Here is a 23313-nt window from a genome sequence, read left to right on the forward strand (position 1 = left end):
CTGGCCGAATTCGCACCCACCGCAACCCCCAAGTTCACGTCCGTAGTCCGGACTGACATGGACGGTCACGGTCGCGCCACCGCCCCGGCCGCGGGCACGGTGCTCAACGCGCTCGCCAACGGACGAGGCTGTGCCTTCGCGATAGACCTCGAGACGACCGCAGAGGTCACCCTCGACGACTCGGGGGCGTTCCGCGGCGAGGTCGCGGAGGCTGCCGACGCCGACACCGGCCTCGTCGAGCGCTGCGCGGAGCTCGCGGTGGCCCGGTGGGGCGACGACGCTGCGACGACCGGCGCACACGTGCGGACCGAGAGCGAGGTGCCGATGGCCGCCGGGCTCAAATCCTCGAGCGCCGCGGCCAACGCCACCGTACTGGCCACCTGCGACGCGCTCGGGGTCGACCCGGACCCACTCGACGCCTGCCGGCTGGGCGTGCAGGCCGCCCGCGACGCCGGCGTCACGGTCACCGGCGCGTTCGACGACGCCAGCGCCAGCATGCTCGGCGGCATCACCGTCACCGACAACACGCAGGACGAACTGCTCGCCCGCGAGGCGGTCGACTGGGACGTGCTGGTCTGGTGGCCCGACCAGCAGGCATTCAGCGCCGACGCCGATACGGAGCGGTGCAGACGGGTCGCGCCGATGGCCGACCTCGTCGCGGAACTCGCCCTCGACGGGCGCTACGGCGAGGCCATGACGGTCAACGGTTTCGCCTTCTGTGGCGCGCTCGGCTTCCCGACCGACCCGATGCTCGAAGCCCTGCCCGACGTGGACGGCGTCTCCCTGTCGGGCACCGGCCCCAGCTACGTCGCGGTGGGCGACCGCGACACGCTCGAATCGCTCGCAGACACCTGGAACCAACGAGACGGACACACATGGCTTACGACGACACGACAGACCGGCTGCCGGACGACATGACCCTCGACGAGCTCCGCGAGGAGATCGAGGAGATAGACCGCGACATCGTCGAACTCATCGCGAGACGGACGTACGTCGCCGACACCATCGCGCAGGTCAAGGCGGACCAGGACCTCCCGACCACCGACGAACAGCAGGAGCAGGCGGTGATGGACCGCGCCGGCGCGAACGCCGAGCGCTTCGAGGTCGACGCGAACCTCGTGAAGGCCATCTTCCGGCTGCTCATCGAGTTGAACAAGGTCGAACAGCGCCAGAACCGCTGACGAAGCCCGTCTTCTACTCGGGGCGTCACAAGTTCACACGCCCGGGGAACCGTTTTCCCACGCGCCCGAGTCGCTCTTAGCCATGCTCGACGCAACCGAAGAGCCGGTGCCGTCCACACGCGTCCTCAACGGGGTCGCGGTCCCCGGCACCGAGTTCGACGAGGAGGCCGACCACTACCCGGACCACGAGGGCACCGTCGTCCGGGCGCTCCGGCGCCACGTCCGCCGCGGCGACCGCGTGGTCGTCGTGGGTGGCGGCTGGGGCACCACCTCGGTCGTCGCGGCGCGGATGACACACTTCGAGGGGGCGGTGACGACGTACGAGCCGAGTCCGAGGATGCTCGCCATCCTCCGGCGAACCATCGACGTGAACCGCGTCGCCGACGTGGTGAGCGTCGAACACGCCGCGGTGGGGACCGTCTCGGCGAACAGCGAGCGCATCTTCGGGGAGGCAGACGGCGAGCAGGTCCCGCCCGACGAACTGCCCGACTGCGACGTGCTGGACCTCGACTGCGAAGGGGCCGAACTGGAGATACTTCGCGGGATGCCCTGCCGGCCCCGCCTCCTGACCGTCGAGGCGCACCCACACGTCGGCTGCTCGCAGGCGGCGGTCGAGGCCGAACTCGACGCGCTCGGCTACGAGGTGCTGTGGAAGGAACCGATACGCCCCGGCGACGACATCGTGAACTACGTCGCGATGCTGGAATCGGCGTGAGCTATCGTCGTCACGCCTCCTCCGCCAGCGGGAGCCACACCGAGAACACGGCCCCTTCCGGGTCGTTGTCCGCGACGGTGACCCGGCCGTCGTAGCTCTCGACGAGCGTCCTGACGAGGTAGAGTCCGATACCGGTCCCCGGGCTCCCGAGGCCCCGCTCGCCTTTCCCGAACACCGTCTCCTTGTGGTCGTCCGGGATGCCCGGCCCGTTGTCGGCGACGCGAACGACGACCTCGTCGTCATGGACCGCGGTCGAGACGGTCACATCGGCGACCTCCTTGTCGTTGTGGATGACGGCGTTCTTCAGCAGGTTCCGGAACACCGAGTTCACCAGGTCGTTGGCCGGGACGGTCACGTCGGCGACCGGGGTCTCCACGGCGATGGCGGCGCCCGGGTTCCCCGCCCGGACGGCCCCGACCTCGCGCTCGAGGACCGGACGGAGGTTCACCTGTTCGGTCTCTCCGACGTCGGCCAGCAGCACGTCGGAGATCTCTCTCGCGGTGGTCGTCAGATCGACCGCGTGGTCGGCGCTGTCGCAGATGGCCTCGACGTACTCCCGGTGCTCCTCGTCGAGGTCGTCCACGATGGATTCCGCGTACGCCAGCACGAGCTGGAGGTCGTTCCGGATGTCGTGTCTGAGCACCTGGTTCAGGAGGTCGAGGGTGTCGCGCTGGCGCTCGATGCGCTGTTCGTGTTCGACCCGGTCGGTGATGTCGCGCGAGTAGACCGAGAGCCCGTCGTCGTCGGCGAACACCCGTATCTCGACCCAGTAGTCGTACGGTTCGGGCAGGTACTGCTCCAGTCTGGCCGGCTCGCCGGTGTCCATCGTCTCGCGGTATCGCGTCGCGAGTTCGTCCGGTATCGAGTCGCCGAAGGCGTCCCAGAGGTTCCGGCCGACGACCGTCTCGGGGTCGACGCCCGTTCGCTCCGTGATGCGCTCGTCCCAGAAGGTTATCTCCCAGTCGGAATCCACCGTGAAGACCGCGTCCGTCGTCCGTTCGAGGAACTGGTAGCGCTCGGAGAGGTCGATGGCCGTGAACATCGCCCCCTCGGCCGCGCCGGACTCGTCGTAGAGCGGTTCGGCCGCGGCCCGGTAGCGGTGCTGGCCCCACGGCTCGACCAGGGTGAACTCGCGTTCGACCCGTGACTCCGTCTCCATCGCCTCTCGCTTGATGTCCATGGTCGGGGCCGCTACCTCCTCGGAGAACAACTCGGCGTCGCTCTTCCCGATGACCTCCTCGGGCGCAGGTTCTGGCCCCGAGTTGTGTACCCACGTGTGCCGGAGGTCGGTATCCACGAAGGCCCCGTTCATCTCCCCGGTGTCGAGTACGAGTTCGAGGAACCGCTCGATTCGCTCCGGGTCCCGCCGTCGCTCGTCCGCATCCATTCCGCTTCGACACTCGTCGTGCTCGCACTTAGAGACTCCTGCCGAATCGTTCTGGGGTGCCCTCCCGCACCGGGGCAAGACCGATAACCCAGTACACTGGAGTACAGGAACGTGCAACTCATCGAAGCGACCGAGGACGACCTCGACACGCTCGTCGAGTGCTGGTACACCCTCGCGTCGGGGATGGAGCAGTACTCGGCGTTCAACGAACTGTCCTACGACGACCCCGACGAGGTCCCCGCGGACGGCTTCAGGCGCCACCTCGAGAGCGACGACGTGACCGAGTTCCTCGTCGAGGACGGCGGTGAGCTCGTCGGCTGGGTCACGACCCGCGAGGGCGAGCACCCGTCGCGCGAGTACACGCGCTTCACCAAGATCGTCAACCTGCTCGTCAGGGAGCCATACCGGAACCAGGGCTACGGTGCGGAGGTCGTCTCCCGCGTCGAGGCCATCGCCAGGGAGAACGGCTGTGACCACCTGAAGGTCGCCTGCGAGTGGGAGAACGACGGTGCCCGCCGGTTCTACCGTGACACCGGCTTCGAGCCGAAGCAGGTGACGTTCGTGCAGGACCTCGAGTGACCGGCGGGAGAGCCGCGGCCGACCCGACGTTCTCTCCGTGCGAGAACCTCGCATACGTTGATATCTCCAGCACGCCTCTCTAGCCCCCATGCCGACAGTACGGACGAACGACATCGAGACCTACTACGAACGACGAGGGGACGGTCCCGCCATCGTGTTCGTCCACGGGTCCATCGTCGATTCGGGGATGTGGGCCGACCAGGTGGCCGCCCTGCGTGGGGACTTCACGACCGTGGTCTACGACGTTCGCGGGCACGGCCGGACCGGGGGGTCGAGTCGCGACCGCTACGACGTGGCCCTCTACGCGAGCGACCTGCACGAACTCGTCACGGCGCTCGGCCTGGAGCGGCCCATCGTCTGCGGGCACTCGATGGGTGGCCTCGTGGCGCAGGCCTACGCCGTCCGGTATCCCGACCGGCTCTCCGGGCTGGTACTCGTGGATACCTTCGCGCCCACCATCCACACCCGGAGCGAGTGGTTCCTCCGGCGGGTCGCGATGAACGCCTTCGTCCCGCTGGTCCGTGTGCTGGGTATCGAGCGACTGGAGCGACTCAACGTCTGGGTCTCCGAACGGGTCTCGACGGGCGCGAGTGGCGACTACGAGGCGGTCGAGCGACTGCGCGAGGACGGCCCGACCATCACCACCCCGGAGTTCACGAAGGTCATCAGGTCGATGTCGCGGGCACACGAGTACCCGCTCGACCTCGAGACGGTCACGGTCCCGACGCTCGTCATCTACGGCGAGCAGGAACTGGGGTTCGTAAAGCGCCACGCGAAGGAGTTCGCCGAGACGCTCGCGGACTGCGAGGTCGACGTGGTCCCGGGTGCGGGGCACGCGTCGAACCTCGACGACCCGGAGTACTTCACGGCCGCAGTGCGGGAGTTCGCGGCCCGGGTGTCCCGGCGGGACGACCGGGCCGGCCCGGAGGCGGGAGACGATGCCGCGTCGGCGGCCGGGTGAGGCCGTCCGAGCCTCGATAGCGACGCTGCTCAGTACTCCCAGAGCCGCTGGATGCGCCCCTCGAGGGCCGGTTCGGACTCGCAGAGTTCCCCCGCACGTCGCTCCCCGTTGACGTTGACGACGTGGACCTCGCCGCGCTTGCCGTCGTAGACGTCCTGGAAGTCGTAGACCACGCCGACCACGTCGACGTCGTCGGGGACGTCGTCGCTGTCGAGGAGGAACTGGACCTGCTGGTCGACGTTGTACTCGACGAGCGAGTTGATGGACTCGGCGCGGCCACGGTCGTCGGGCAGCGACTCGACGCCCTCCTCCAGGTGCGGTGCGAGGATACCGATACAGTGCTCGATACCGGCCGGCTCGGACCCGCCCTTCCCGGCGAGGAAGTCGTAGGTGGCCGTGACCGCGCCACAGCCGGTGTGGCCCACGACGATGACCGTCTCCGTCCCGGTGTGTGCGACCGGGTAGAGCACGTCGCCGGCGACGACCTCGCCCGCCTCGGTCCGCTGGATCACGCGGTTGCCGATGTTGCCACAGGTGAAGAGGCGCCCGGGCTGGTCGTTGCCCCACATGTGGTCCTGCAGGACCCGTGAGTCCGAACAACAGACCGTGACGGCGTCCGGGAACTGGGCGTCCTGTACCTCGTCGAAGCGTGACTCGAACTCCCTGGCGTGCTCGAGATTGTCCGCCAGGAGGTCCACGACCGTCTCGTTCATGCCACACATGAGACGCGTCCGGGTTATAGCACCTGCCCTTCCCGTTAAACGTTGCGCAGGTCTTTTTTAAAGAGTCCGGCAGGGTACGAGCCGTGCCGGGTGAGAGCGATTTAAGGGGCTGTTGTCGCTACTGTGGCTGTGGACTCTCCCTTCGAGATCCTCGGTGTCAGCCAGGAGGCCGACGAGGACGAGGTCCGCCAGGCCTACCGGCAGCGGGCGATGGAGACCCACCCGGACCAGGGCGGGTCGAAACGCGAGTTCCAGCGCGTGAAGGACGCCTACGAGGCCATCTCGTCCGGGGAGGTCGAGGCCTGGCAGAAGGAGAACGGGAAGCGCGGGCCGCGCCCGCGCCCGGAGCCCGAGCCCGAGCCGGCCGCGCCCGAGGAGTTCCAGACCGAGGTCGAGTACCTCGAGTACCAGGTGCTCGACGACTACGGCTGGTCGCTGGACGACGAGGACCTCTTCGAGAAGGCGCGCAAGGCGGGGCTGGACGATTCGGACCACGGCTACTTCGTCGTGACCGGCGACGACTCCCTCCTCGAGGCCGCCGAGGACGCCGACCGGTCGTGGCCGTTCTCCTGTCGCGGCGGCGCCTGCGCGAACTGCGCGGTCGCGGTCGTCGAGGGCGAGATGGAGGTGTTCGTCGACCACGTCATCCCGCCCGAACTCTCGGAGAAGGGCATCGTCCTCTCCTGCATCGGGACCCCGACCACGGAGACGATGCAGGTCGTCTTCAACGTCAAGCACCTGCCCGAACTCGAGGACCTCTGGCTCCCGCCCCGGCCGAACTGAGGACGAGGAAACCGCCGAACCGGGTCAGTGCGACGCGTCCGTACGCGGCTGAACGTTCTGGTTGAGGCGGAACAGGTTCTCCGGGTCGTACCGCGTCTTGACGGCGACCAGTCGGTCGAGGTTGTCCCCGAACAGCGTCTGGGACGGGTCCTCGTGGAAGCCCGGGAAGTTCCCGTACCCGCCGACCGCCCCCGCCAGCCGCCGGACCGCGTCGATGCTCTCGCGCGCCCAGGCGACGTTCGCGTCGGTGTCGGCCGGGTCCTCCCAGTTCGCCTCGAAGGTGAGCAGGTAGCTCCTGTCCCGGTGCCAGAACGCGCTCGCGTCCTGGGGCCGGTCCGCGATGGCACCGCCGAGTTGCCAGACGTCGACGGTCGAGAGCGTCGAGGGACTCGCCCGCCAGCGCTCCACCAGCAGGTCGACGAGTTCGTCGTCCAGGTCGTCGAGGTACGTCGCCTTCCAGTAGTAGTTGAGCCCGTCGGGGTAGTCCTCGTCGAGCATCGACTGGAGGTCGGTGTAGGCCATCGGGCCACTCAGGTCGGCGATGGGCGTCCCGACCTCGCGGAAGGGTTCGAGGACGGCCGCGCCAGCGTCGCCCGGGTCGAGGTGGCAGCCGAGGACGGCGACCATCGGGTCGCCCCACTGCTCGGGCGGGACCGCCTCGAGTTCCGGCACGAACCCGAGGAAGGGGATGACGGCCGCCTCCTCGGGTGCGTCGGCCGCGAACTCGCGCAGGAGCTGGAACACCTCCGTCGCGTGGTCGGCGGCGTGGAGGACGAACAGCCCGGAGACCTCGGGGCCGACCTCGTGGCAGGCGAACTCGAACGAGGTGACGACGCCGAAGTTCCCGCCGCCACCCTGCAGTGCCCAGAAGAGGTCCGGGTGCTCGGCCGCGCTGGCGGTCAGGACCTCGCCGGCGGCCGTGACGACCTCGGCCGAGACGAGGTTGTCACATGATAGGCCGAACTGCCGGCGCAGGTGCCCGAGCCCGCCGTTGAGCGTCAGGCCGGCGATGCCGGTCTTGCTGACGACCCCGAGGGGCGTGGCCAGCCCGAACAGCTGCGTCTCCCGGTCGACGTCACCCAGCGTCGCCCCGCCCTCGGCGCGGACCGTCTGCGCGTCAGGGTCGACGTGGACGCCGGTCATCGCCGAGAGGTCCACGACGAGGCCGTCGTCGCAGACGGCGGTCCCGGCGACGTTGTGGCCGCCGCCGCGGACCGCCAGCGACAGTCCCTCCTCGCGGGCGAACCCCACGGCTGCGACCACATCGGCGACGCCCGAACAGCGCACGATGACGGCCGGCCGTCGGTCGATCATCCCGTTCCAGACCCGGCGTGCTTCCTCGTACGCCTCGTCGCCGGGAGCCAGTACTGCACCGCGAACGGTCGCCGCGAACGACTCCAGCGCACCCGCGGGGACCGAGGTCGTCGGCTCCCTGTCGGGGTCTGGAGTCCGTCGTTTGACGGGCATACGCGAATCTAGGGGACGGTCGCGAATCAGGGTCCGCCCTTACGACAGGACAGAATCAGACAGAAAACTGTCTGGAACCGTGGAAAAACGCAGGAGAGAGGCCGTCTCGTCGCTCAGTCCGCGGCGTGACGGGGGGCGTAGCCGCACGCTTCGCACTTCAGGTAGTTGTCTACGATACTGACGCTGCCAGCACAGTCCGGGCAATCGAAGACCGGTTCTGCGGGGGGTTGTCGAACTGCCATTACCTGAGAGAGTCCAGACAAGGTAGATAAACCTTCTTATTACGACGACAAAACAATATTATCGAGTATTATTGTCATTGGGTGTGGTCGCAGATAGCCCCGGGAAGCACATCACGATGGGTCGGCAGTGAAGAAGGCAGGCCAGCAGGCGTCGCAGCAGTCAGTCCCGTCGTCGCCAGACCAGCGCCCCGGCGACGAGGGCGACTACGGTCGCGATACCGGTGAAGCCGGGAACCGCGCTCTGGGAGTCGCCGCCAGCGCCACCGGTCTCCGCGGTGGGGCCCGTGGCGGTCGCCGACGACTGGCCGGTCGTGGCACCCGTCGTCGTGGGTTCGGGCGTGTTGATGAGCGGTTGCGTGGTCGCCTGCGCGTTCTGGACCTTCTTGACGTCGAACCGGGAGCTGACCGTCTCCTCGCCGACGCGGATGGGCTGGTCCCCGTCGACAGTGAACTCGCCGTCACCGTCGGCCGCGTGGAGGATGGCCTCGAGTTCCGCGGTCTCGCCGGTCGCGAGCGAGCCGAAGAACGACTCCGAGACGGCCACGCTCACGTTGTCGTGCGAGCCCGCATCGAGGCGCTTCGTGCCGACGACCTCGCCGGTCGTGCCGTCGTCGGTGACGTTCCGGAGGGCGACGTAGCCGGGCCGGTCGAGGTCGACGCCACGGACCGTCACGGCGGCGCTGTCGACGCGCTGGGTGGTGAACCCGCCGGTGACGACCCGGACCGCGCCGTCGGCGCTCTTGCCGACGGTGACCTGCTGGCCGGCGTACTGGCCGGCGATGCCCTGGATGGGCGTGTCGCTGCCGGGCTCGAACTCGCCGTCGCCGTCGTCGCGGTGCAGGACGAGCCAGTACGTGCGGGTGCCGTTCTGGTCGGCCCAGTACTCGTCGTCGACGGCGACCTCGAAGTCCGAGTGGAAGCCCTGCGAGACGCTGGCGTGGCCGAGTGGCGGGCCGATGGACCCGTCGCGGTCCTGGTGGACGACGAGGTGACCGGGGTTGGTCATGAACATCGATTCGACGACGATGGTGCCGTCGCTGGAGACCTGCGCGTCGACGCTCAGGTGGTTCCCGTGGGCGGCCGCCGGCGTCACGACGGCCGTGACCGCTGCGGCGACCACCACCAGACCGAGGAGGAGGGCGAGGGGGCGGCGCATGCTCGCACCTGCGGATTCCACGAAAAAAGGGTTATCGCTAGACGCGCAGGGTCGCGCCGTCCATCTGGAGGAACGCGCGCTCGTACCCCTCGTGTCGGGCGACCTGCGGCGGCACGGTGACGGTCAGCTGGACCTCGTCGCCCGATTCGACCACGGGCATCGTGGCGCCGTAGTGGTAGTGGAGCTCGGGGTCGATGGCCCGGGCGAGCTTGCCCTCGTACAGTGTCTCGCCGTCCCGGGTGACGGTCGCGTCGAGGCCCATCATCGGCAACAGCAGGTCGTTGTAGGGCGTCCGCGCGGAGACGTAGAGGTACGCCTGGTCCGAGTCGGCGAAGCGGCCGCCCACGACGGCCTTCGTGACGAGGTCGGCGTCGTCGACCCGCTTCGTCCCGATGGTCATCCCGGGGAGGTCCTCGGGTTCCGGGGCGATGCCGATGGGCATCATCCCCATCTCCATCGGCCGGATGGCGCCCTTTTGGCCGGCGGCCTCGAGGTCCGTGACGGTCATCTTCTCCCGGACCTGCTCGTCGAACTCGAAGTCGACCTCGGCGGTCGCGGGCTCGCCGAACTTGTCCGCGAACGAGCCCATGCGCCCGATCTGGACGCCAGCGACGGACAGTCTCGCGGTGTAGCTGCCGTCGCCGGGGAGCGAGAAGTTGCCGCCGTAGTGGAATCCCATCCGCTGGGAGAGCATCGGGTAGATGACCTCCTCGCTGACGAGTTCGCCGTCCTGGAGGAGCTCGACGGAGAGGCTGGTGTCGGCGAGGACCTGCCCGCTCTCCTCGTGCCAGACCTGTGCCATCAGGTGGACGGCGTGCTCGTCGGACTTCTTCTTGGGGGAGCGCTCGGTGCCGGTGACGGTCCAGAAGTCGTGGGGGACCGCGAGCAGGAGGGCGAAGGTGTAGTCGCCCTCGGTCACTGGCCCGAACGTGGCCATGCCCTCGCGGAAGGACTGGACGTAGACGCCGGCGGGACCGTCCGGCGCGCTCGTCGTCGGCGGGCTGGTCGTCGGGGGACTGGTCGTGGTTGCCGTCTCGGTCCCGGTGGAACCGTCACCGAGACAGCCGGCCACACCGGGGAGTGCGGCCGCGGGGAGGGCGCGGAGGAGTCGGCGGCGTCGCATGGTGCGGTGTAGCGAGAAGTTGCAAAAAACCGTTGTGGTTCACGGGTCGAACTGCCGGAAGCGGGCGGGAACGGCCAGCCTGCGGGTCAGGCGACCGTCGTGACCACGGGGCGGGAGAACACCCACAGCGACAGCACGGTGTACCCGAGCATCAGGACGACCATGGGGGCGTGCCCGCGTCGCGCCAGGTCGAGCGAGCCGAACACCCGGAGCGACACCGCGTGGGCGGCGAGTACGGCAGCGACGTGGCCAGCGACGACCAGCACCACCTCGGTCCCCCAGATGGCGGCCGGCGGGACGAGTGCGAGGGGCGTCGCGGCCACCGGCTGCTGGGTCGCCAGTTCGACGAACGTCAGCAGGTTCCGGAGGACGTAGGGGTAGTTGTGTGCGAGGTCGTAGCCGACCGCGATGGGCAGCAGGGTCGCGCCGAAGGCCAGCGTCGCCCGCCGGGGATTCCCGTCGCCGAGGCCGGCCGCGACCCGGACCGTGAACCAGAACAGCGCGAGGAACGCGACGAAGCCGCCGACGTAGAGCAGGAGCTTCGTGTAGACGCCGAGCCCGAGCGTCTCCAGCGTCCAGAACCGGAGTTGCTGGTACTCGGGCGTCGCCTCCAGCCCGTCGAAGCTCACGGTGTAGACCGCCGCGACCGCGAGGGCGGCCGAACCGCGGTCCGGGAGGGCCTCGCTGCAGGCACGCCACGGCGAGGTCTGGACGACGTGGAACGCCTCGCCCGAGTCGGCCCGGCGGATCGAGAGCGGGGCGACCCGCCCCACGAGTCGGTAGAACGCGGCCAGCGGGTCGGCCTTCGCGAACCACTCGCGACCCCAGACCACGCCCCCGACCAGCATGACTGTCGCGTACAGGGCGACGGTGACCGCGGTCAGCCGGGGGCTCGTCGGCACCGCGCTGAGGTTCTCCGCGAAGCCGACGAGGACGAGGAAGCCGAAGGCCGCCGGCCAGGTCCCCAACGTGGCAGGGTACTCGCCGAGGGCGGGCTCGTCGCCCTCCAGTCGCGCGAGCAGGTCGTACAGCGTCTCCCACGGCGAGAGCGACCGCCAGGGGCTCCCGACCACTGCCGAGACGACGAGCAGGCCCTTGAACCAGACCGGCCAGACGAACACGGTCGCGAACTCCTGTGGGGTCTGGGGCCCGGTCAGGCCGGTGTAGATGGCCACGAGGAACCCGACGAGGAAGGCGGTGCGAGCCACCAGTCGGAGTCCCTCGCCGATTCCGGCGGGGACCCGGACCAGCACGTCCTCGCCCCCCACGGGTTCCGTGTCCAGCCGGCTCACGACGACCGCGGTCGCCAGGACGGCACCGCCGGCCCCCAGGAACAGCAGCATCGGGGGAATCGGCGGCGCGACCGACGTGTTCCCGTGGGCGCTGACCGGCGCGACGAGCGCCAGCGACGCGACCACCACGGCGGTCAGCAGACGGGTGAGCCGACTCATTGCCAGCGAGTCTGCCCGCACCCCTCAAAATCCCGTTGGTTCGCCGGTCGAATCGCGGCTGCGGACGGGCAACGTTTTTCCAGCGTGTCCCGAACCGCCAGCACGATGCGCACCCGCACGCTCGTCGCCCTGCTCGTCATCGTCGCCGGCCTCGTCGGGGTCGCCTACGTCGGCCTCTCCGGCGGCCAGGGCGGCGACCTCACGGTCGCGTGGACGAGCGACACCACGGTCGCGGGCGGGAGCAACCACCACGAGCCGGCGGTCGCGGTCGTCGACGGCGAGCCACTGGTCTTCGCGCCGGTCAGTTCGACCAACGCCTACGACAACTGCGCCCTCGTCGCGCTCGACGCCGAGACCGGGACAGAACGGTGGCGCGACCCGGTCCCCGCCGCGAACTGCACCACCCACTCGGTCGCGGACCCGTCCGTGGTCGACCACGACGGCGACGGCGCCCGGTCGGTCCTCGCGACGACGACCGAGCGAGACCTCGTCGCCTACGACCCACTGACGGGGACGGTCGAGGACCGCTACCCGCTGTCGGCCTACGGCTACTCGAAGCCTATCGTGGCGAACGTCACCGGCGACGCCGCCCCGGAGACGCTGGTCGCGGACGTCCGGGGACTCGTCCAGGCGCGCTCGCAGGCCGGCGCGGTCGTCTGGTCGGTGAACCGCTCGACATACGTCTGGGCGACGCCCGCCGTCGCCGACCTCGACGGCGACGGCCACACCGAGGTCGCCATCGCGGGCCGGGACGGCGTCCTCGCGGCCTACGACGCCGACGGCGCGGCCGTCTGGGAGACCACAGTCGCGGACGCGGTCACCTGGATGACGACCGGCCAGCTCGATTCGGACCCGGCCCGCGAACTCGTCGTCGGCACCCAGCAGGGACAGGTCGCCGCGGTCGACGGCCGGACCGGCGAGCCGGAGTGGCAGCACGACCGGAAGCTCCTCTCGGCGGTCCACGCCGTGGGGGAGGTCGACGGCGTCCCGACCGTCTTCGCCACCGCGGGCGACGGCTCGCTGGTCGCCCTCGACGGCCGCGACGGCTCGGTCCGGTGGGAGAGCACCGTCGAGACCGAGAAGGTCACCATGATGCCGCCGCCGGTGCTGGGCGACGTGGACGGCGACGGCACGGCCGAACTCGTGGTCGCGAGCAACGACGGCGGCGTCTCGGTCGTCGCGCCGGACTCGGGCGACGTGCTGGCGAGCCACGGCCGCGACGTGGACGTGCTCGCGCACCCGGTGCTGGCCGACACGGACGACGACGGCCGCGAGGAGATCTACGTCATCTACACGGACGGGCGGGTGCAGCGACTGGCGTTCGAGGCGTGACGTCGAGGCGAGCGGCCTCCGTCACGACCGACAGCCGGTGTAGACGGCGAGCGCATTGGGTTCCGGACTGAAGACGAACCCGTGCTCGACGGGCACGACCGGGACGCCGGAGCTCTCCTCGACAGTCCAGCGCCGCTTCCCGGTCGATACCGAACAGCCGACCAGGCCATCGGTCGTCTGGGCGACGACGGTGTCACCCGCGACGACTGGCCTGGCGAACGCTGTCGCGTCCGTCGTGCGCTTCCAGCGTCGCTTCCCGGTGGCGACGTCGAGGCCGTACAGGCCCGTCTCGTCCGCGACGACGACGGTGTCGTCGGCGACGGTCGGCGGCGAGATGCGGCGGCTGTCCAGTCCGGTCGACCAGCGGCGCTCGCCCGTCTCGGCGTCGAACGCGGCGACCTCGTAGGAGGGGTAGCTGACCAGGAGCAGGTCGTCGGTCAGCGCCATCACCGACTGCACGTCGACCCACTCCTGCTGCCACCTCGTCTGTCCGTCCTCGGGCGACAGGCAGTAGATGCCCTGCTCGCGCGAGGAGGCGACCGGGACGTACACGCCGGCGTCCCCGACCGTCACCGGGGCGTGGACCGCGCCGCCCTGTCGCTCGTCGCCGAAGGTCCGCTCCCAGCGCGGCGTACCGTCAGCCGCGTCGAGTGCGAAGACCGTCCCGTCGCTGTCGCCACCGTACACCGTCGACCCGGCGACTGTAGGTGTCGGCTGGGCGTGGGAGCCGCCGCGAGGACGGCGCCACCATTCGTTCCACGCTCGGTCGTACGCGCGGAGCGTGTTCGTCCCGTCCGGGGCCGTGCAGCAGACGAGGACAATGTCGCCGGTCAGCACGGGCGGGCCGGTCACGCGGGCGTCCAGGTCTGTCGTTTCCAGCGTCTCCCCGTCGCCGAGCGACCACTGGCCGAGGAAGCCGGCGTTCGGCGCGCGCCGGCCGCCCACGACGACCTTGTCGCCGTCGACCGCGACGCCCGCCGGGTCGAGGTCGTCACCGAGGTCGGTGCGCCAGTGGACGCCGCCGGCCGGGACGTCCGGAAGCGTGGTGTCGGCTCCGGTGTGGCGCGCGTCGTGGCCGACCTGTGGCCAGTCACCGGCACCGGGCGTGACGGTCGAGCAGGAGGTGGAAGAGGACAACTGCGAACAGCCGGCGAGGGCGGTCGTGAGGCCGGCGCCGACGGTGGCGAGGAGGGAGCGACGCGAGAGTGACCGGCGAGGATGTGACCGGCAGGCGGTGGATGGCCGGCGGGCGCGGGAGGGGATGGACATAGCACAGCACGCGGCCGGACGGGCCAAAAGTCTTCTCGGATACCGGATGTGTCGGCGGCCGGTGCTCAGGCCAGCGGTTCGTCCGGCCGCGACAGGTCGTAGGTGTCCCGGACCGTATCGGCGAGCAGGCCCTCTTTCGCCAGCGCGATGTAGACCACGACGAACTCCTCGCCGGCGGGCCGCAGTACGAACACCTCGCGGTCGCCCGGCTCCTCGTTCTCGTTCACCCGGGCCACGAGGGGTTCGATGGGCCGGCGCCCCGAGACGAACTCCTCGTAGAGGTCGCCGGCGCCCGGCGGTTCCCCGAAGACGTAGAGCACGCCGTTGACCGCGCCGTCGGTGTCGCGGGTGACCTGCGAGGCCATCGACTCGCCCTGGGCGCGGGCGTTCTGCCAGGCGTCCTGGGCGGCCTCGAACAGGTTGGTCACACCGTCGGCGTGGGCGTAGAGCGTGCGCTTCTCGACGGTGAGCGATTCGACGGTCGGGTCCTCGGTGGCCCACGAGAGGTCGGCCGCGACGACGTAGCCCGGCCGGAGGTTCGCGACGGTCTCGTCGAGGTCGCCGTGGCCGGCGTGGGCCACGTCGACCAGTTCGTAGGCGTCCTCGGTCGGCTCTGTGGGGTCCTCGGGGAGCGAGACGAACGTCCAGACGTCGTCCTCGCGCGGGTTGGCGAGCACCCGGAAGCGACCGCTGGTGGTGGTCATACCCGAGTCGTTGTGTGTCGGGACGGGTAAGCGTCGCGTTCGCGGGCGAGGCGAGCAGCGAGTCGGGGCGTCGCTACGCGGGCGGTTCGCAGGCGATGGCCTCGGCGCCGAGCGCGACCGCGAGCGTCGCGTCCTCGCAGTCCGGCAGGCTCGCATCGTCCGGAACCGCCCAGTCGACCCGGACCGTCTCGGCCGCTCCCGGGACGAGGCAACTTCCCGCAATCGACGGGTCAGCGCCGACCCAGAGGTTACCCTGCGCGATGTCGGTCAGTACCGACTCCATGGTCCCCTCTCCGAGGACGGTCTCTACCGGCGTGCCCTCGTCGTCGCCGATCTGGACGACGGTCGCCTCGACCATGGGAAGCAGGTCGCTCGGCACGAGTTCCTCCGTCAGCGGGAACTGCCCCGGCATCGGCCGGGCGACCCCGTACTCGGTCTGAATCGGGATGACCGTCGCGTCGATGGCTGGTGGCCCGTCGTCTCTGCAGGGCCGGCCCCGCAGGAGTGCCGCCCCCTTTCCGCCCACGAGCCGCAGGTTCAGCCAGACCGACCCGTAGTCGCCTGCCGCGAGGCCGGTAAAGTCGACCGTCGGCCCGCCCCCGTCACAGCCGAACGCGTCCGCCGCGTCGACGAAGGCCGCCTGCCCGCCCGGCTGGACGACGCCGTTTCGGGTCGTCTGCCAGGCGAGTTCCACGGTCGGTGTCTCTGCGACTGCTGGCGCCCCGCTGGGTGCTGGTTGCGCTCGTGCTGGCTGTGCTGCCGGCTGGATTGCGGCGCTGGCGCGCCCGCCCCCCAGACTGGTGCCGACTCCGGCACCGAGGAGGGCGAGCAACCGCCGTCGCCGTCGGTGGTACGTCGTCATGTCTGTCCCCCCGGACGTCGTGTACTACGGGATGCGCACGCTTAGCACAGACACATGGTCCCCAGCGAGACGATACGAGTTCGCGACAGGACGAAGAGCGAGCCCGGGAGGGCTCAGGAGAGGCTTGTCTGGGTCGTCGCCGTCCAGGCCGCCGGGTCGTGCAGGCGGTTGCCGAACCAGTCGTCGGTCCGGACCTCGACGGTGTTGCGGAACACCTCGCCCTGGGCGCAGGGACCGGCCCGGAGCCAGAGGAGCAACTCGAAGACCTGCCCGGGTTCGACGGTCCCGAGGTGCCAGACGCCCGTGGTCGGGTCGAACGTCTCGTCGTAGGTCAGGCCACCGCCGGCGTCGCCCTTCGAGAACTCGGCGAGCATCGCCACGGTGGGGCCTCGACGGACCCGCAGGGCCTCCACCTCGAGCCAGCCGTACTGGTCGACGAGACAGTTACTGAAGCCGGCGACGGCCTGCCGCTGGCCTTCGATTCCCGGAGGGCGTTGCGGGACGACCCGGACGTTCCGGGCGGTCCCCGGGCCGTCGTTCCGGACGCGGACGATGTAGACGAGGGCCCCCTCGCGCGGGGCGTAGGACTTCGACGTCACCGAGAGACTCGGCCGGGTCCCGGTCGGGCACGGAACCGCCGTGAACCGCAGGTCGAAGCGCGCCTCGTCGTCGGCCGCCACCGTCGCCGTCTCGGGGAGTTGCCAGGTGAGCCGGACGTGGGGGACCGACCGGTCGGTCGTGCAGTCGAGCGTCGGGGTCGCGAGGTCGCCGTCGAGTGGTACCGGTCGCTCGGCCACCGCCGCCAGCACCTCCCGGAGCGTCCCCTCCGCGAGGACGACCGTGGCTCGTTCGCCCACGCCGACGTGGCCGGTCTGGACGAGTTTCGCGGTGACCGCGTCGGCGAGTGGCACCGTCGCCATGGGCGTCGCTGCTGGCCCGGACTCCGGTGCGGTGTTCTCTGTGGGTCCCTCGGGCTCGGCTGTCGCCGATTCGGTGGTCGCGGTCGCTGTCGCCGTCGCCGGAAGCAGTCGCCCGGTCACACCGACGATGCCGTGCCCGCCGACCGGCTGGACGAACAGGTCCAGCTGGCCCTCGTCACCCGGCCGGATGCCCGTGAGGTCGAGCAGTGGCTGGTCGCCGGAGGCGCCGTAGAGTGCGTTCACGTCGAGGAACTGCTCGCGGAACGCCCCCTCGATGGCCCGCGGGTCGACCGACGGGTAGCGGTCCCGGTACTGCGCGCGAGAGAGGAGCGGCGCCTGCACGCCCGTCCGGTCGGCCGGGTACGCGTCGACCACGCGGCCGTTGAAGCGCTCCTCCCAGGCGACGACCAGCCGCAGGTCCTCGGGTTCCTCGGGGGTCAGGTCCGCGATGCGGTGACTGCCCGCCGCCATCTCGCCGTCGTGTGCGACGGGCGCCGCCTGGCCGGCGCCGGTGAGGGTCCCGACCGCCAGGCCACCGCCCGCCAGCCGCAGGAGCTGTCGCCGTGTCAGATGCTTTCTTGCCATAGTATCGTCGTGGTCCCGGCACGCTCGCGCCCGCGACCATCGCGTCGGCTGGGTCGCTCGCGGGCCGGTCCCAGGGTCGGTTGCGACTAGGCCAGCATCCGATATAATATAGACTGTCCGACACTTACGCGGCGGGAGTAACCCGGCGGTCAGCGGGCAGAGCGGACCTCGGGGGCTGCTGGCCAGAATCGATTCTTTGAAAACCTGTTCGGCCGTTGTACGGACGATGACCATCCCGACGTTCGTCATCGGCATCGCGGGCGGGACGGGGGCAGGCAAGACGACTGTCGCCCGCGAGGTCGCCGATACGGTCGGCGAGGCCGTGACACGCATCCCACTCGACAACTACTACGAGGACAACTCAGACCTCGCGATGGCAGAACGCGAGGAGCTCAACTACGACCATCCCGAGGCCTTCGAGTGGGAGCTGCTCATCGACCAGCTCGACTCGCTGTTGATGGGCCAGCCCATCGAGATGCCCCAGTACGACTTCACCGTCCACAACCGCAAGGAGGAGACGGTGACGGTCGAACCGTCCGACGTCATCGTCGTCGAGGGTATCTTCGCGCTCTACAACGAGGCCATCATCGACATGTGCGACCTGCGGGTGTACGTCGAGACCGACGCCGACGTGCGTATCCTCCGGCGCATCCGGCGCGACGTCATCGAGCGCGAGCGCGAACTCGCCGGCGTCATCGACCAGTACCTCTCGACGGTCAAGCCGATGCACGAGCAGTTCGTCGCGCCGACGAAGAAGAACGCCGACGTCATCATCCCCGAAGGGGCCAACCAGATGGCCGTCGACCTGCTCACCGAGAAGGTCGAGGCCGAGACGGACACGGGCGCGCCCGACCCTGACGAACGTCGGACCTGGGAGCGCGAGGTCCACGAGGACCGAACGACCGTCGAACCCTCCGAGCCACCGGTCGAGGACGCCGATTCCGCCTCGCCGCGGTGACGGGAGAAACAGGCAATTTTTATCTGCGTGGGGGCGCGTACACTGTTCACATGAGCACTGGAACCGAGGCTGACGCCGCCGAGATGCGGAGTCCCCACGAGGCCGACGACGGCTTCCTCTCCCGCAACGCGTGGCTCAAGCCCTTCGCCCTCGCCGAGGCAGTCCTGCTGGTGATGCTGATCCTCCTCGACGTCGCGAACGACCTCTTCAGCTGGATGCGTGGCGGCTTCAGTCAGGCCATCTTCGGCATGCTGGTGTCGCTGTTCTTCCTCGGCCTCGTCGCGGCCGTCATCATGCTCAGCCTCAGCGCGTACCGCTACGTCACCGAGACGTAACACAGCCAGCCGCTCCCGCTTCTCTCTCCATCCTATCCACCAGCCGCAGGGCTGGACGCTTACGCCAGCCCCGAGAGCAGGTTCCCGACGCCGTAGGCAACCGACGCGGCCAGCATCCCGACGACCAGCATCTCGATGCCGTTGAGGACCCACGAGCGGTCGGTGACCAGACTCCGACTCGCCCCGACCGCGAAGAACGCCACCGCCGTCATCGCGATGGAGAGTTCGAACAGCGGGGCGGCCGACAGCAGGTACGGCAACAGCGGCGTCCAGCCCGCGAGCACGAACGCGAGGAACGTCGCCAGCGCCGTCCGGCCCGGGGTCTTGCCGTCGTCGTCCCGGCGCTCGCCCTGTGCCTCGGCGTAGTCGAGTTCCGACCGCCGGCTCAGGAAGTTGCTCATCCCCATCGAGAACCCGTCGGCGAGCAGGTTCGCGACGCCGAGGATGAGGACGATGCGCGGCTCCAGCGCGGCCCCGGCGACCCCGGAGACCACCGCGAAGGTCGTCACGATGCCGTCGTTCGCCCCGTAGATGACCTCCGCGATGTAGCGACCCGACTCCCCGACGTCGTCCCCGAGCAGTTCTCGCAGCATCGCCCGGGTGTACTCCTCGGACGACCAAGAAGTTCCCTCCCGTCCCCGTCGCCAGTGTTCCCGTCTCCCCTATCAGCGATGGTGTCCTCTCTCTGTACATGCAGACCGTCCTCGTCGCCATCGACGGGTCACCACTCGGTGACCGGGCGCTCGCGTACGCACTCGACCTCTACCCCGACGCGGCCATCACGGTCCTGCACGTGGTCGACCCGGTGGAGGCGGTGTACCTCGCCGAGGCGAAGGGTCCCAGCGAGGGGCGCTCCTACGTCGAGGCCGCCAGAGAACACGGTGCGGAGCTGTGCGACAGGGCGGAAGCGGTCGCGGCCGACCGCGGCATCGCGGTCGACACGGCCGTCGAGACGGGGAACCCGGCCCGGGAGATCCTGCGCTTTATCGACGCCAACGACGTCGACGCGGTCGTCATGGGCAGCCACGGTCGGAGTGGGCTCTCGCGGGTCTTCCTCGGGAGCGTCGCGGAGACCGTCCTCCGGCGCTCGCCCGTCCCGGTGACGGTCGTCCGCTGACTCTCCCCTAGCGCTCCACAGCGGGGGCCTCGTCGACGAGGACGACCGCCTCGCCCGAGATGACGAGTTCCTCGTCGTCGTCGAAGACCTCCGTCTGGAGGCGATAGCGGCGCTCCCCGACGCGGTCCATCACCTCGCAGACGGCGGTCACGTGGTCGCCGAGGTGGACCGGCCCCCGGAAGCTCAGGTTCTGGTTGAGGTAGATGACCAGTCCCGGGAGCTTCGCGAGGGCCGCGCTGATGACGCTCGAGACGAGCGCGCCGTGGACGATCCGGCCGCCGAACCGGGTCTGCTCGGCGTAGGCGTCGTCGAGGTGCAACGGGTTCGTATCCCCGCTCAGGGACGCGAACTCCTCGACCTCCGCCTCGGTCAGTCGCTGGGAGAACCGCACCACGTCGCCGACGCTCAGGCCCTGGCTCTCCCGGTCCTCGTAGGCGTACTCCCAGTCCTTGCCCGTCTCGACGGTCGTCTCGTACTGGAACCGCGGCAGGTAGTACGACAGCTCCGTCACCGACAGCACGCCCACGAGCGCCTCCCCCTCCGTGACGACCAGCTGTTCGATGTCCTCCTCGCGCAGGAGGGACGCCGCGTGCTCGACCGACCGGGACCGGTCGACCGTCACCACGGGCGAGGACATGAACGAGTCGGCGGTCTGTGTGGTGAGGTCCGCCCCATCCGCGATGAGGCTCACCAGGTCGCTCTTCGTGACGATGCCGACCGGGTCACCGTCGCGCGTGATGACCAGCGAGCCGACGTCCGCGTCCCGGAGACGCTCGGCGCAGGTCCGTACCGTCGCGCCGGCGGAGACCGTCTCGATGGTCTGGCGCATCACGTCGCTGACGAGGGTCTTGATTCGCATGCGAGGGACTACTCTCGGCAGTATGGTAATTGCATCGACTAGAGGGGTATCCGGTGGAGTCGGGTGTCGATGCCCCTGATGCCCTCTGTCCATTACAAATCATGGCAACCACGGATTACCGTCCCCGCTGAACTGCGGAGCAGAGGCGGACACCACGGCATCGAAATCCTGTCAGGTTCCGTGCTACCGGGGTGGCCGCCTCTCGGTCGTCTGCCGGCCCGAGACGAACCGGGCGAACCCGTTCGTTCTCACCGGCTCTCACCCTTCGTCTGCTGACGATACCCGATGCCTCGAGCAAGGGTACTCTCTAACTCGCCTGGTGTCGGCGGGAATCTGGGAACAGGGACGAAGTCGAGAGTCGGCTCTGCTCGTGAATGCGATTCGGCAGCAACAGCCGGTGGAGCGGATTGTGAACCTCACTCGCTCCTTGCAGTCGCTCGCTGATTCAAATCCCTCCAGTCACTGATTCACCCGCTCACGAGTGCCGAGCACACGAGGTGCTCGGCGGCGTAGTTCGCGGGAGAAGTAAGCCGGTGGAGGGATTTGAACCCTCGACCTATTCCTTACGAAGGAATCGCTCTAGCCAGTCTGAGCTACACCGGCGCGGGCGTACACTCGCTCGGGCCCGCGTCGGGCACTCGAACGCATCTTCACGTACTGCGATGATACCAATAAGGGTTGCGAATCGACTCGACCATCACCGCCGCGTCAGGCGAACGTCGAGGCAGACGTTGTACTCGTGGGGCGCGTACGACCGGACGGTCTGGCGGGTCTCGACGGTCACGTCGTACTCGGGTTCGGCGGTGGCGCGGATGGCGCGCTCGCCCGGGCCGAAGCGGTCGTCCTCGTGCTGGATGTCGTAGTAGTGGAGCACGCACTCGTCGCCTGCGAGTGCGACCGCGGTGTCGACGAACTCGTCGGCGCTGTGGGGCAGGTTCATCAGGACGCGGTCGGCCCAGCCCTCGTACTCGCCCGCCACGTCGCGCACGTCGCCCTGGATGGCGGTCACGCGCTCAGCCACGCCGTTTCGCTCGGCGTTCTCCCGCAGGTACTCGATGGCGCGCTCGTTCAGGTCGACGGCGACGACCTCTGCCTCGCGCTTCGCGGCCGGGATGGCGAACGGGCCGACGCCCGCGAACATGTCGAAGACGTGCTCGCCGGGCTGGACCTGCTCGACGACGCGGTGGCGCTCGGTCGCGAGCCGGGGCGAGAAGTACACCTCGGCGATGTCCAGCGCGAACTCGGTGCCGTACTCGCGGTGGACCGTCTCCGTGTCCTCGCCGACGAGCACGTCCCAGTCCCGGACGCGAAGCTCGCCCTTAATCTCGGAGGCGCGGTTCACGACCGTCGTGACCGGCAAGTCCGAGTCGACGATGGCCCGTGCCATCTCCATCGCGACCTCGGGGTCGTCCTCGTCGACGATGGCGATGTCGCCCAGGCGCTCGTGGCTCGGCTCGTAGCCGAGGATGTCAGCCGGCGTCGTCGGAGTCCGGCGATTCTCGGCGTCGTACTCGACCACCTCGTACTCGGCCGGGACCGCGGCCGCGTCGGTCACGGGGATGTACACCCAGCCGTCAGCAGCAGAAATCTGGTACTCGTCGGAGAGCAGGTCCGCCTCGGCGAGGGCCTGGCGCGTCGCCTCGCCCGCCGACCGCTCCACTCGCACGCAGGGGACGTTCATATCGTGTGCGAACCGTGCAGGCGTCCTAACGCTGACGCTTCGCGGTGGCCCCTCGCGCCCACGGGTCGAAACGTTATAGCCCGTCATGGCGCTACGGACGGTATGCTCACCTTCATCGGCCTCGGCCTGTACGACGAGCGCTCCATCACCGTCGAAGGGGCGGAGCGCCTCCAGGCCGCCGACCGGGCCTACGCGGAGTTCTACACGAGCAAGCTCATCGGTGCCGACGTGGCGGACCTCGAAGCCTACCACGACATCGACATCGAGGTCCGCGACCGACCCGGCGTCGAACAGCACCCCGAGGACATCCTCGACGCTGCCGAGTCCGAAGACGTGGCGTTCCTGACCGCCGGCGACACGATGATCTCGACCACCCACGTCGACCTCCGCCTGCGCGCCCAGGAGCGCGGCATCGACACCCGCATCGTCCACGGGACGACCGCCCAGACCGCCACCAGCTCGCTCACCGGCCTGCAGAACTACCGCTTCGGAAAGGCGACGACGCTCCCCTTCGAGTACGCTCACGGCGGCGACGACGTGCCCGAGAGCGTCCGCCGCACCATCGACGCCAACCGCGAACAGGGCCTGCACACCGTGGTCTACCTCGACATCAAGGTCGGCCGCGGCCCCGACGGCGACGACCCCGACCACGAGGAGTACATGACCGCGGACTACGCCGCGACCCTGCTGGCTGAATACTACCCGGACACGCTCGGCGTCGTGGTCGCCCGCGCCGGCAGTCCCGACCCGCTCGTCGCCGCGGACCGGCTCTCGGCGCTCGCCGACCGCGAGTTCGGCGACCCGCTCCACCTGCTCGTGATTCCCGGCGAGCTCCACCTCATCGAGGCCGACGCCCTGCGCGACCTCGCGGGCGCGCCCGAGGACCTGCTCGACGCGTAGACGCAGAACCAGAATCGCACCGTC

General features: G+C 69.5%; 24 protein-coding genes and 1 tRNA gene. 11 read left to right on the forward strand and 14 right to left on the reverse strand.

What is annotated here, in order from left to right; all coding sequences use genetic code 11:
• Positions 1 to 57: 57 nt before the first annotated feature.
• From NOV86_RS03225 to NOV86_RS03235, 3 genes are all read left to right on the forward strand, one after another.
• On the forward strand, positions 58 to 918 hold the full coding sequence (locus NOV86_RS03225; protein WP_267639789.1) for a shikimate kinase: 861 nt from the start codon (positions 58 to 60) through the stop codon (positions 916 to 918).
• Positions 876 to 1181 (forward strand): chorismate mutase, encoded by a 306-nt coding sequence (locus NOV86_RS03230; RefSeq protein ID WP_368408717.1) that lies wholly within the window; start codon positions 876 to 878, stop codon positions 1179 to 1181. Before NOV86_RS03225 ends, NOV86_RS03230 begins: the two co-directional genes overlap by 43 nt.
• A gap of 82 nt (positions 1182 to 1263) precedes the next feature.
• Positions 1264 to 1896: an FkbM family methyltransferase gene (locus NOV86_RS03235; protein ID WP_267639790.1), complete on the forward strand. Its 633-nt coding sequence runs from the start codon at positions 1264 to 1266 to the stop codon at positions 1894 to 1896.
• 10 nt (positions 1897 to 1906) lie between these two features.
• Here NOV86_RS03235 and NOV86_RS03240 read toward each other — a convergent pair whose 3' ends face one another.
• Entirely contained in the window at positions 1907 to 3283 is a 1377-nt protein-coding gene (locus NOV86_RS03240; RefSeq protein WP_267639791.1) for a PAS domain-containing protein, read from the reverse strand.
• A 111-nt stretch (positions 3284 to 3394) separates the two neighbouring features.
• Between NOV86_RS03240 and NOV86_RS03245 the strand changes: the two genes are divergently transcribed.
• Positions 3395 to 3862: a GNAT family N-acetyltransferase gene (locus NOV86_RS03245; RefSeq protein ID WP_267639792.1), complete on the forward strand. Its 468-nt coding sequence runs from the start codon at positions 3395 to 3397 to the stop codon at positions 3860 to 3862.
• 88 nt (positions 3863 to 3950) lie between these two features.
• On the forward strand, positions 3951 to 4823 hold the full coding sequence (locus NOV86_RS03250) for an alpha/beta fold hydrolase (RefSeq protein WP_267639793.1): 873 nt from the start codon (positions 3951 to 3953) through the stop codon (positions 4821 to 4823).
• A 29-nt stretch (positions 4824 to 4852) separates the two neighbouring features.
• Here NOV86_RS03250 and NOV86_RS03255 read toward each other — a convergent pair whose 3' ends face one another.
• The gene (locus NOV86_RS03255) at positions 4853 to 5536 is read right to left on the reverse strand and encodes a carbonic anhydrase (RefSeq protein ID WP_267639794.1); all 684 of its coding nucleotides are present in this window, start codon (positions 5534 to 5536) and stop codon (positions 4853 to 4855) included.
• Positions 5537 to 5674: 138 nt separating this feature from the next.
• On the opposite strand from NOV86_RS03255, the gene fer reads away from it, so the two are divergent.
• On the forward strand, positions 5675 to 6328 hold the full coding sequence (fer, locus tag NOV86_RS03260; protein ID WP_267639795.1) for a ferredoxin Fer: 654 nt from the start codon (positions 5675 to 5677) through the stop codon (positions 6326 to 6328).
• Between the two features lie 24 nt (positions 6329 to 6352).
• On the opposite strand, the gene NOV86_RS03265 is transcribed toward fer, so the two are convergent.
• The 4 genes from NOV86_RS03265 to NOV86_RS03280 form a co-directional block, all read right to left on the reverse strand.
• Positions 6353 to 7795 (reverse strand): FAD-binding oxidoreductase, encoded by a 1443-nt coding sequence (locus NOV86_RS03265; RefSeq protein ID WP_267639796.1) that lies wholly within the window; start codon positions 7793 to 7795, stop codon positions 6353 to 6355.
• Positions 7796 to 8197: 402 nt separating this feature from the next.
• Positions 8198 to 9193 carry a DUF7282 domain-containing protein gene (locus NOV86_RS03270; protein ID WP_267639797.1) on the reverse strand — a complete coding sequence of 332 codons (996 nt, stop codon included), beginning with the start codon at positions 9191 to 9193 and terminating at the stop codon, positions 8198 to 8200.
• Between the two features lie 37 nt (positions 9194 to 9230).
• Positions 9231 to 10316 (reverse strand): DUF7350 domain-containing protein, encoded by a 1086-nt coding sequence (locus tag NOV86_RS03275; RefSeq protein ID WP_267639798.1) that lies wholly within the window; start codon positions 10314 to 10316, stop codon positions 9231 to 9233.
• An 86-nt stretch (positions 10317 to 10402) separates the two neighbouring features.
• Positions 10403 to 11767 (reverse strand): hypothetical protein, encoded by a 1365-nt coding sequence (locus NOV86_RS03280; protein WP_267639799.1) that lies wholly within the window; start codon positions 11765 to 11767, stop codon positions 10403 to 10405.
• A 105-nt stretch (positions 11768 to 11872) separates the two neighbouring features.
• Here NOV86_RS03280 and NOV86_RS03285 point away from each other — a divergent pair, with 105 nt between their 5' ends.
• Entirely contained in the window at positions 11873 to 13099 is a 1227-nt protein-coding gene (locus NOV86_RS03285; RefSeq protein ID WP_267639800.1) for an outer membrane protein assembly factor BamB family protein, read from the forward strand.
• 21 nt (positions 13100 to 13120) lie between these two features.
• On the opposite strand, the gene NOV86_RS03290 is transcribed toward NOV86_RS03285, so the two are convergent.
• The 4 genes from NOV86_RS03290 to NOV86_RS03305 form a co-directional block, all read right to left on the reverse strand.
• Positions 13121 to 14368: an outer membrane protein assembly factor BamB family protein gene (locus tag NOV86_RS03290; RefSeq protein WP_267639801.1), complete on the reverse strand. Its 1248-nt coding sequence runs from the start codon at positions 14366 to 14368 to the stop codon at positions 13121 to 13123.
• Between the two features lie 65 nt (positions 14369 to 14433).
• On the reverse strand, positions 14434 to 15072 hold the full coding sequence (locus tag NOV86_RS03295) for a DUF6663 family protein (RefSeq protein WP_267639802.1): 639 nt from the start codon (positions 15070 to 15072) through the stop codon (positions 14434 to 14436).
• 73 nt (positions 15073 to 15145) lie between these two features.
• Positions 15146 to 15934 carry a hypothetical protein gene (locus NOV86_RS03300; RefSeq protein WP_267639803.1) on the reverse strand — a complete coding sequence of 263 codons (789 nt, stop codon included), beginning with the start codon at positions 15932 to 15934 and terminating at the stop codon, positions 15146 to 15148.
• 113 nt (positions 15935 to 16047) lie between these two features.
• Positions 16048 to 17439, reverse strand: coding sequence for a hypothetical protein (locus NOV86_RS03305; RefSeq protein WP_267639804.1), 1392 nt, complete (start codon positions 17437 to 17439; stop codon positions 16048 to 16050).
• A gap of 226 nt (positions 17440 to 17665) precedes the next feature.
• Here NOV86_RS03305 and udk point away from each other — a divergent pair, with 226 nt between their 5' ends.
• Together udk and NOV86_RS03315 are read left to right on the forward strand one after the other, a co-directional pair.
• Positions 17666 to 18397: a uridine kinase gene (gene udk, locus NOV86_RS03310; protein WP_267639805.1), complete on the forward strand. Its 732-nt coding sequence runs from the start codon at positions 17666 to 17668 to the stop codon at positions 18395 to 18397.
• 50 nt (positions 18398 to 18447) lie between these two features.
• Positions 18448 to 18732, forward strand: a complete 285-nt coding sequence (locus NOV86_RS03315; protein WP_267639806.1) for a hypothetical protein — start codon at positions 18448 to 18450, stop codon at positions 18730 to 18732.
• 59 nt (positions 18733 to 18791) lie between these two features.
• Here NOV86_RS03315 and NOV86_RS03320 read toward each other — a convergent pair whose 3' ends face one another.
• Complete coding sequence (locus NOV86_RS03320) at positions 18792 to 19325, reverse strand: VIT1/CCC1 transporter family protein (protein ID WP_267639807.1); 534 nt, start codon at positions 19323 to 19325, stop codon at positions 18792 to 18794.
• Between the two features lie 98 nt (positions 19326 to 19423).
• Here NOV86_RS03320 and NOV86_RS03325 point away from each other — a divergent pair, with 98 nt between their 5' ends.
• Positions 19424 to 19849: a universal stress protein gene (locus NOV86_RS03325; protein ID WP_267639808.1), complete on the forward strand. Its 426-nt coding sequence runs from the start codon at positions 19424 to 19426 to the stop codon at positions 19847 to 19849.
• Positions 19850 to 19856: 7 nt separating this feature from the next.
• Here NOV86_RS03325 and NOV86_RS03330 read toward each other — a convergent pair whose 3' ends face one another.
• From NOV86_RS03330 to NOV86_RS03340, 3 genes are all read right to left on the reverse strand, one after another.
• Positions 19857 to 20708, reverse strand: a complete 852-nt coding sequence (locus NOV86_RS03330; RefSeq protein ID WP_267639809.1) for a MaoC/PaaZ C-terminal domain-containing protein — start codon at positions 20706 to 20708, stop codon at positions 19857 to 19859.
• Positions 20709 to 21236: 528 nt separating this feature from the next.
• A tRNA-Thr gene (locus tag NOV86_RS03335) sits at positions 21237 to 21311 on the reverse strand.
• Positions 21312 to 21405: 94 nt separating this feature from the next.
• A complete protein-coding gene (locus NOV86_RS03340) occupies positions 21406 to 22389 on the reverse strand; it encodes a class I SAM-dependent methyltransferase (protein ID WP_267639810.1) in 984 nt (327 codons plus the stop codon).
• A 102-nt stretch (positions 22390 to 22491) separates the two neighbouring features.
• Here NOV86_RS03340 and dph5 point away from each other — a divergent pair, with 102 nt between their 5' ends.
• Complete coding sequence (dph5, locus tag NOV86_RS03345) at positions 22492 to 23289, forward strand: diphthine synthase (protein ID WP_267639811.1); 798 nt, start codon at positions 22492 to 22494, stop codon at positions 23287 to 23289.
• Positions 23290 to 23313: the final 24 nt, after the last annotated feature.

The sequence above is a fragment of the Haloarchaeobius amylolyticus genome (assembly GCF_026616195.1).
GTDB lineage: Archaea > Halobacteriota > Halobacteria > Halobacteriales > Natrialbaceae > Haloarchaeobius > Haloarchaeobius amylolyticus.

Excerpts from the sequence above, each read along its gene's own strand:
- NOV86_RS03250 (WP_267639793.1), top strand. The coding sequence starts at position 3,951 with ATGCCGACAGTACGGACGAACGACATCGAGACCTACTACGAACGACGA.
- NOV86_RS03330 (WP_267639809.1), bottom strand. The coding sequence starts at position 20,708 with ATGCGAATCAAGACCCTCGTCAGCGACGTGATGCGCCAGACCATCGAG.
- NOV86_RS03235 (WP_267639790.1), top strand. The coding sequence starts at position 1,264 with ATGCTCGACGCAACCGAAGAGCCGGTGCCGTCCACACGCGTCCTCAAC.
- NOV86_RS03290 (WP_267639801.1), bottom strand. The coding sequence starts at position 14,368 with ATGTCCATCCCCTCCCGCGCCCGCCGGCCATCCACCGCCTGCCGGTCA.
- NOV86_RS03300 (WP_267639803.1), bottom strand. The coding sequence starts at position 15,934 with ATGACGACGTACCACCGACGGCGACGGCGGTTGCTCGCCCTCCTCGGT.
- NOV86_RS03315 (WP_267639806.1), top strand. The coding sequence starts at position 18,448 with ATGAGCACTGGAACCGAGGCTGACGCCGCCGAGATGCGGAGTCCCCAC.
- NOV86_RS03325 (WP_267639808.1), top strand. The coding sequence starts at position 19,424 with ATGCAGACCGTCCTCGTCGCCATCGACGGGTCACCACTCGGTGACCGG.
- NOV86_RS03305 (WP_267639804.1), bottom strand. The coding sequence starts at position 17,439 with ATGGCAAGAAAGCATCTGACACGGCGACAGCTCCTGCGGCTGGCGGGC.
- NOV86_RS03255 (WP_267639794.1), bottom strand. The coding sequence starts at position 5,536 with ATGAACGAGACGGTCGTGGACCTCCTGGCGGACAATCTCGAGCACGCC.
- udk (WP_267639805.1), top strand. The coding sequence starts at position 17,666 with ATGACCATCCCGACGTTCGTCATCGGCATCGCGGGCGGGACGGGGGCA.
- NOV86_RS03280 (WP_267639799.1), bottom strand. The coding sequence starts at position 11,767 with ATGAGTCGGCTCACCCGTCTGCTGACCGCCGTGGTGGTCGCGTCGCTG.
- NOV86_RS03285 (WP_267639800.1), top strand. The coding sequence starts at position 11,873 with ATGCGCACCCGCACGCTCGTCGCCCTGCTCGTCATCGTCGCCGGCCTC.
- NOV86_RS03320 (WP_267639807.1), bottom strand. The coding sequence starts at position 19,325 with ATGCTGCGAGAACTGCTCGGGGACGACGTCGGGGAGTCGGGTCGCTAC.
- NOV86_RS03240 (WP_267639791.1), bottom strand. The coding sequence starts at position 3,283 with ATGGATGCGGACGAGCGACGGCGGGACCCGGAGCGAATCGAGCGGTTC.
- NOV86_RS03265 (WP_267639796.1), bottom strand. The coding sequence starts at position 7,795 with ATGCCCGTCAAACGACGGACTCCAGACCCCGACAGGGAGCCGACGACC.
- NOV86_RS03230 (WP_368408717.1), top strand. The coding sequence starts at position 876 with ATGGCTTACGACGACACGACAGACCGGCTGCCGGACGACATGACCCTC.
- dph5 (WP_267639811.1), top strand. The coding sequence starts at position 22,492 with ATGCTCACCTTCATCGGCCTCGGCCTGTACGACGAGCGCTCCATCACC.
- NOV86_RS03275 (WP_267639798.1), bottom strand. The coding sequence starts at position 10,316 with ATGCGACGCCGCCGACTCCTCCGCGCCCTCCCCGCGGCCGCACTCCCC.
- NOV86_RS03270 (WP_267639797.1), bottom strand. The coding sequence starts at position 9,193 with ATGCGCCGCCCCCTCGCCCTCCTCCTCGGTCTGGTGGTGGTCGCCGCA.
- NOV86_RS03340 (WP_267639810.1), bottom strand. The coding sequence starts at position 22,389 with ATGAACGTCCCCTGCGTGCGAGTGGAGCGGTCGGCGGGCGAGGCGACG.
- NOV86_RS03295 (WP_267639802.1), bottom strand. The coding sequence starts at position 15,072 with ATGACCACCACCAGCGGTCGCTTCCGGGTGCTCGCCAACCCGCGCGAG.
- NOV86_RS03225 (WP_267639789.1), top strand. The coding sequence starts at position 58 with ATGGACGGTCACGGTCGCGCCACCGCCCCGGCCGCGGGCACGGTGCTC.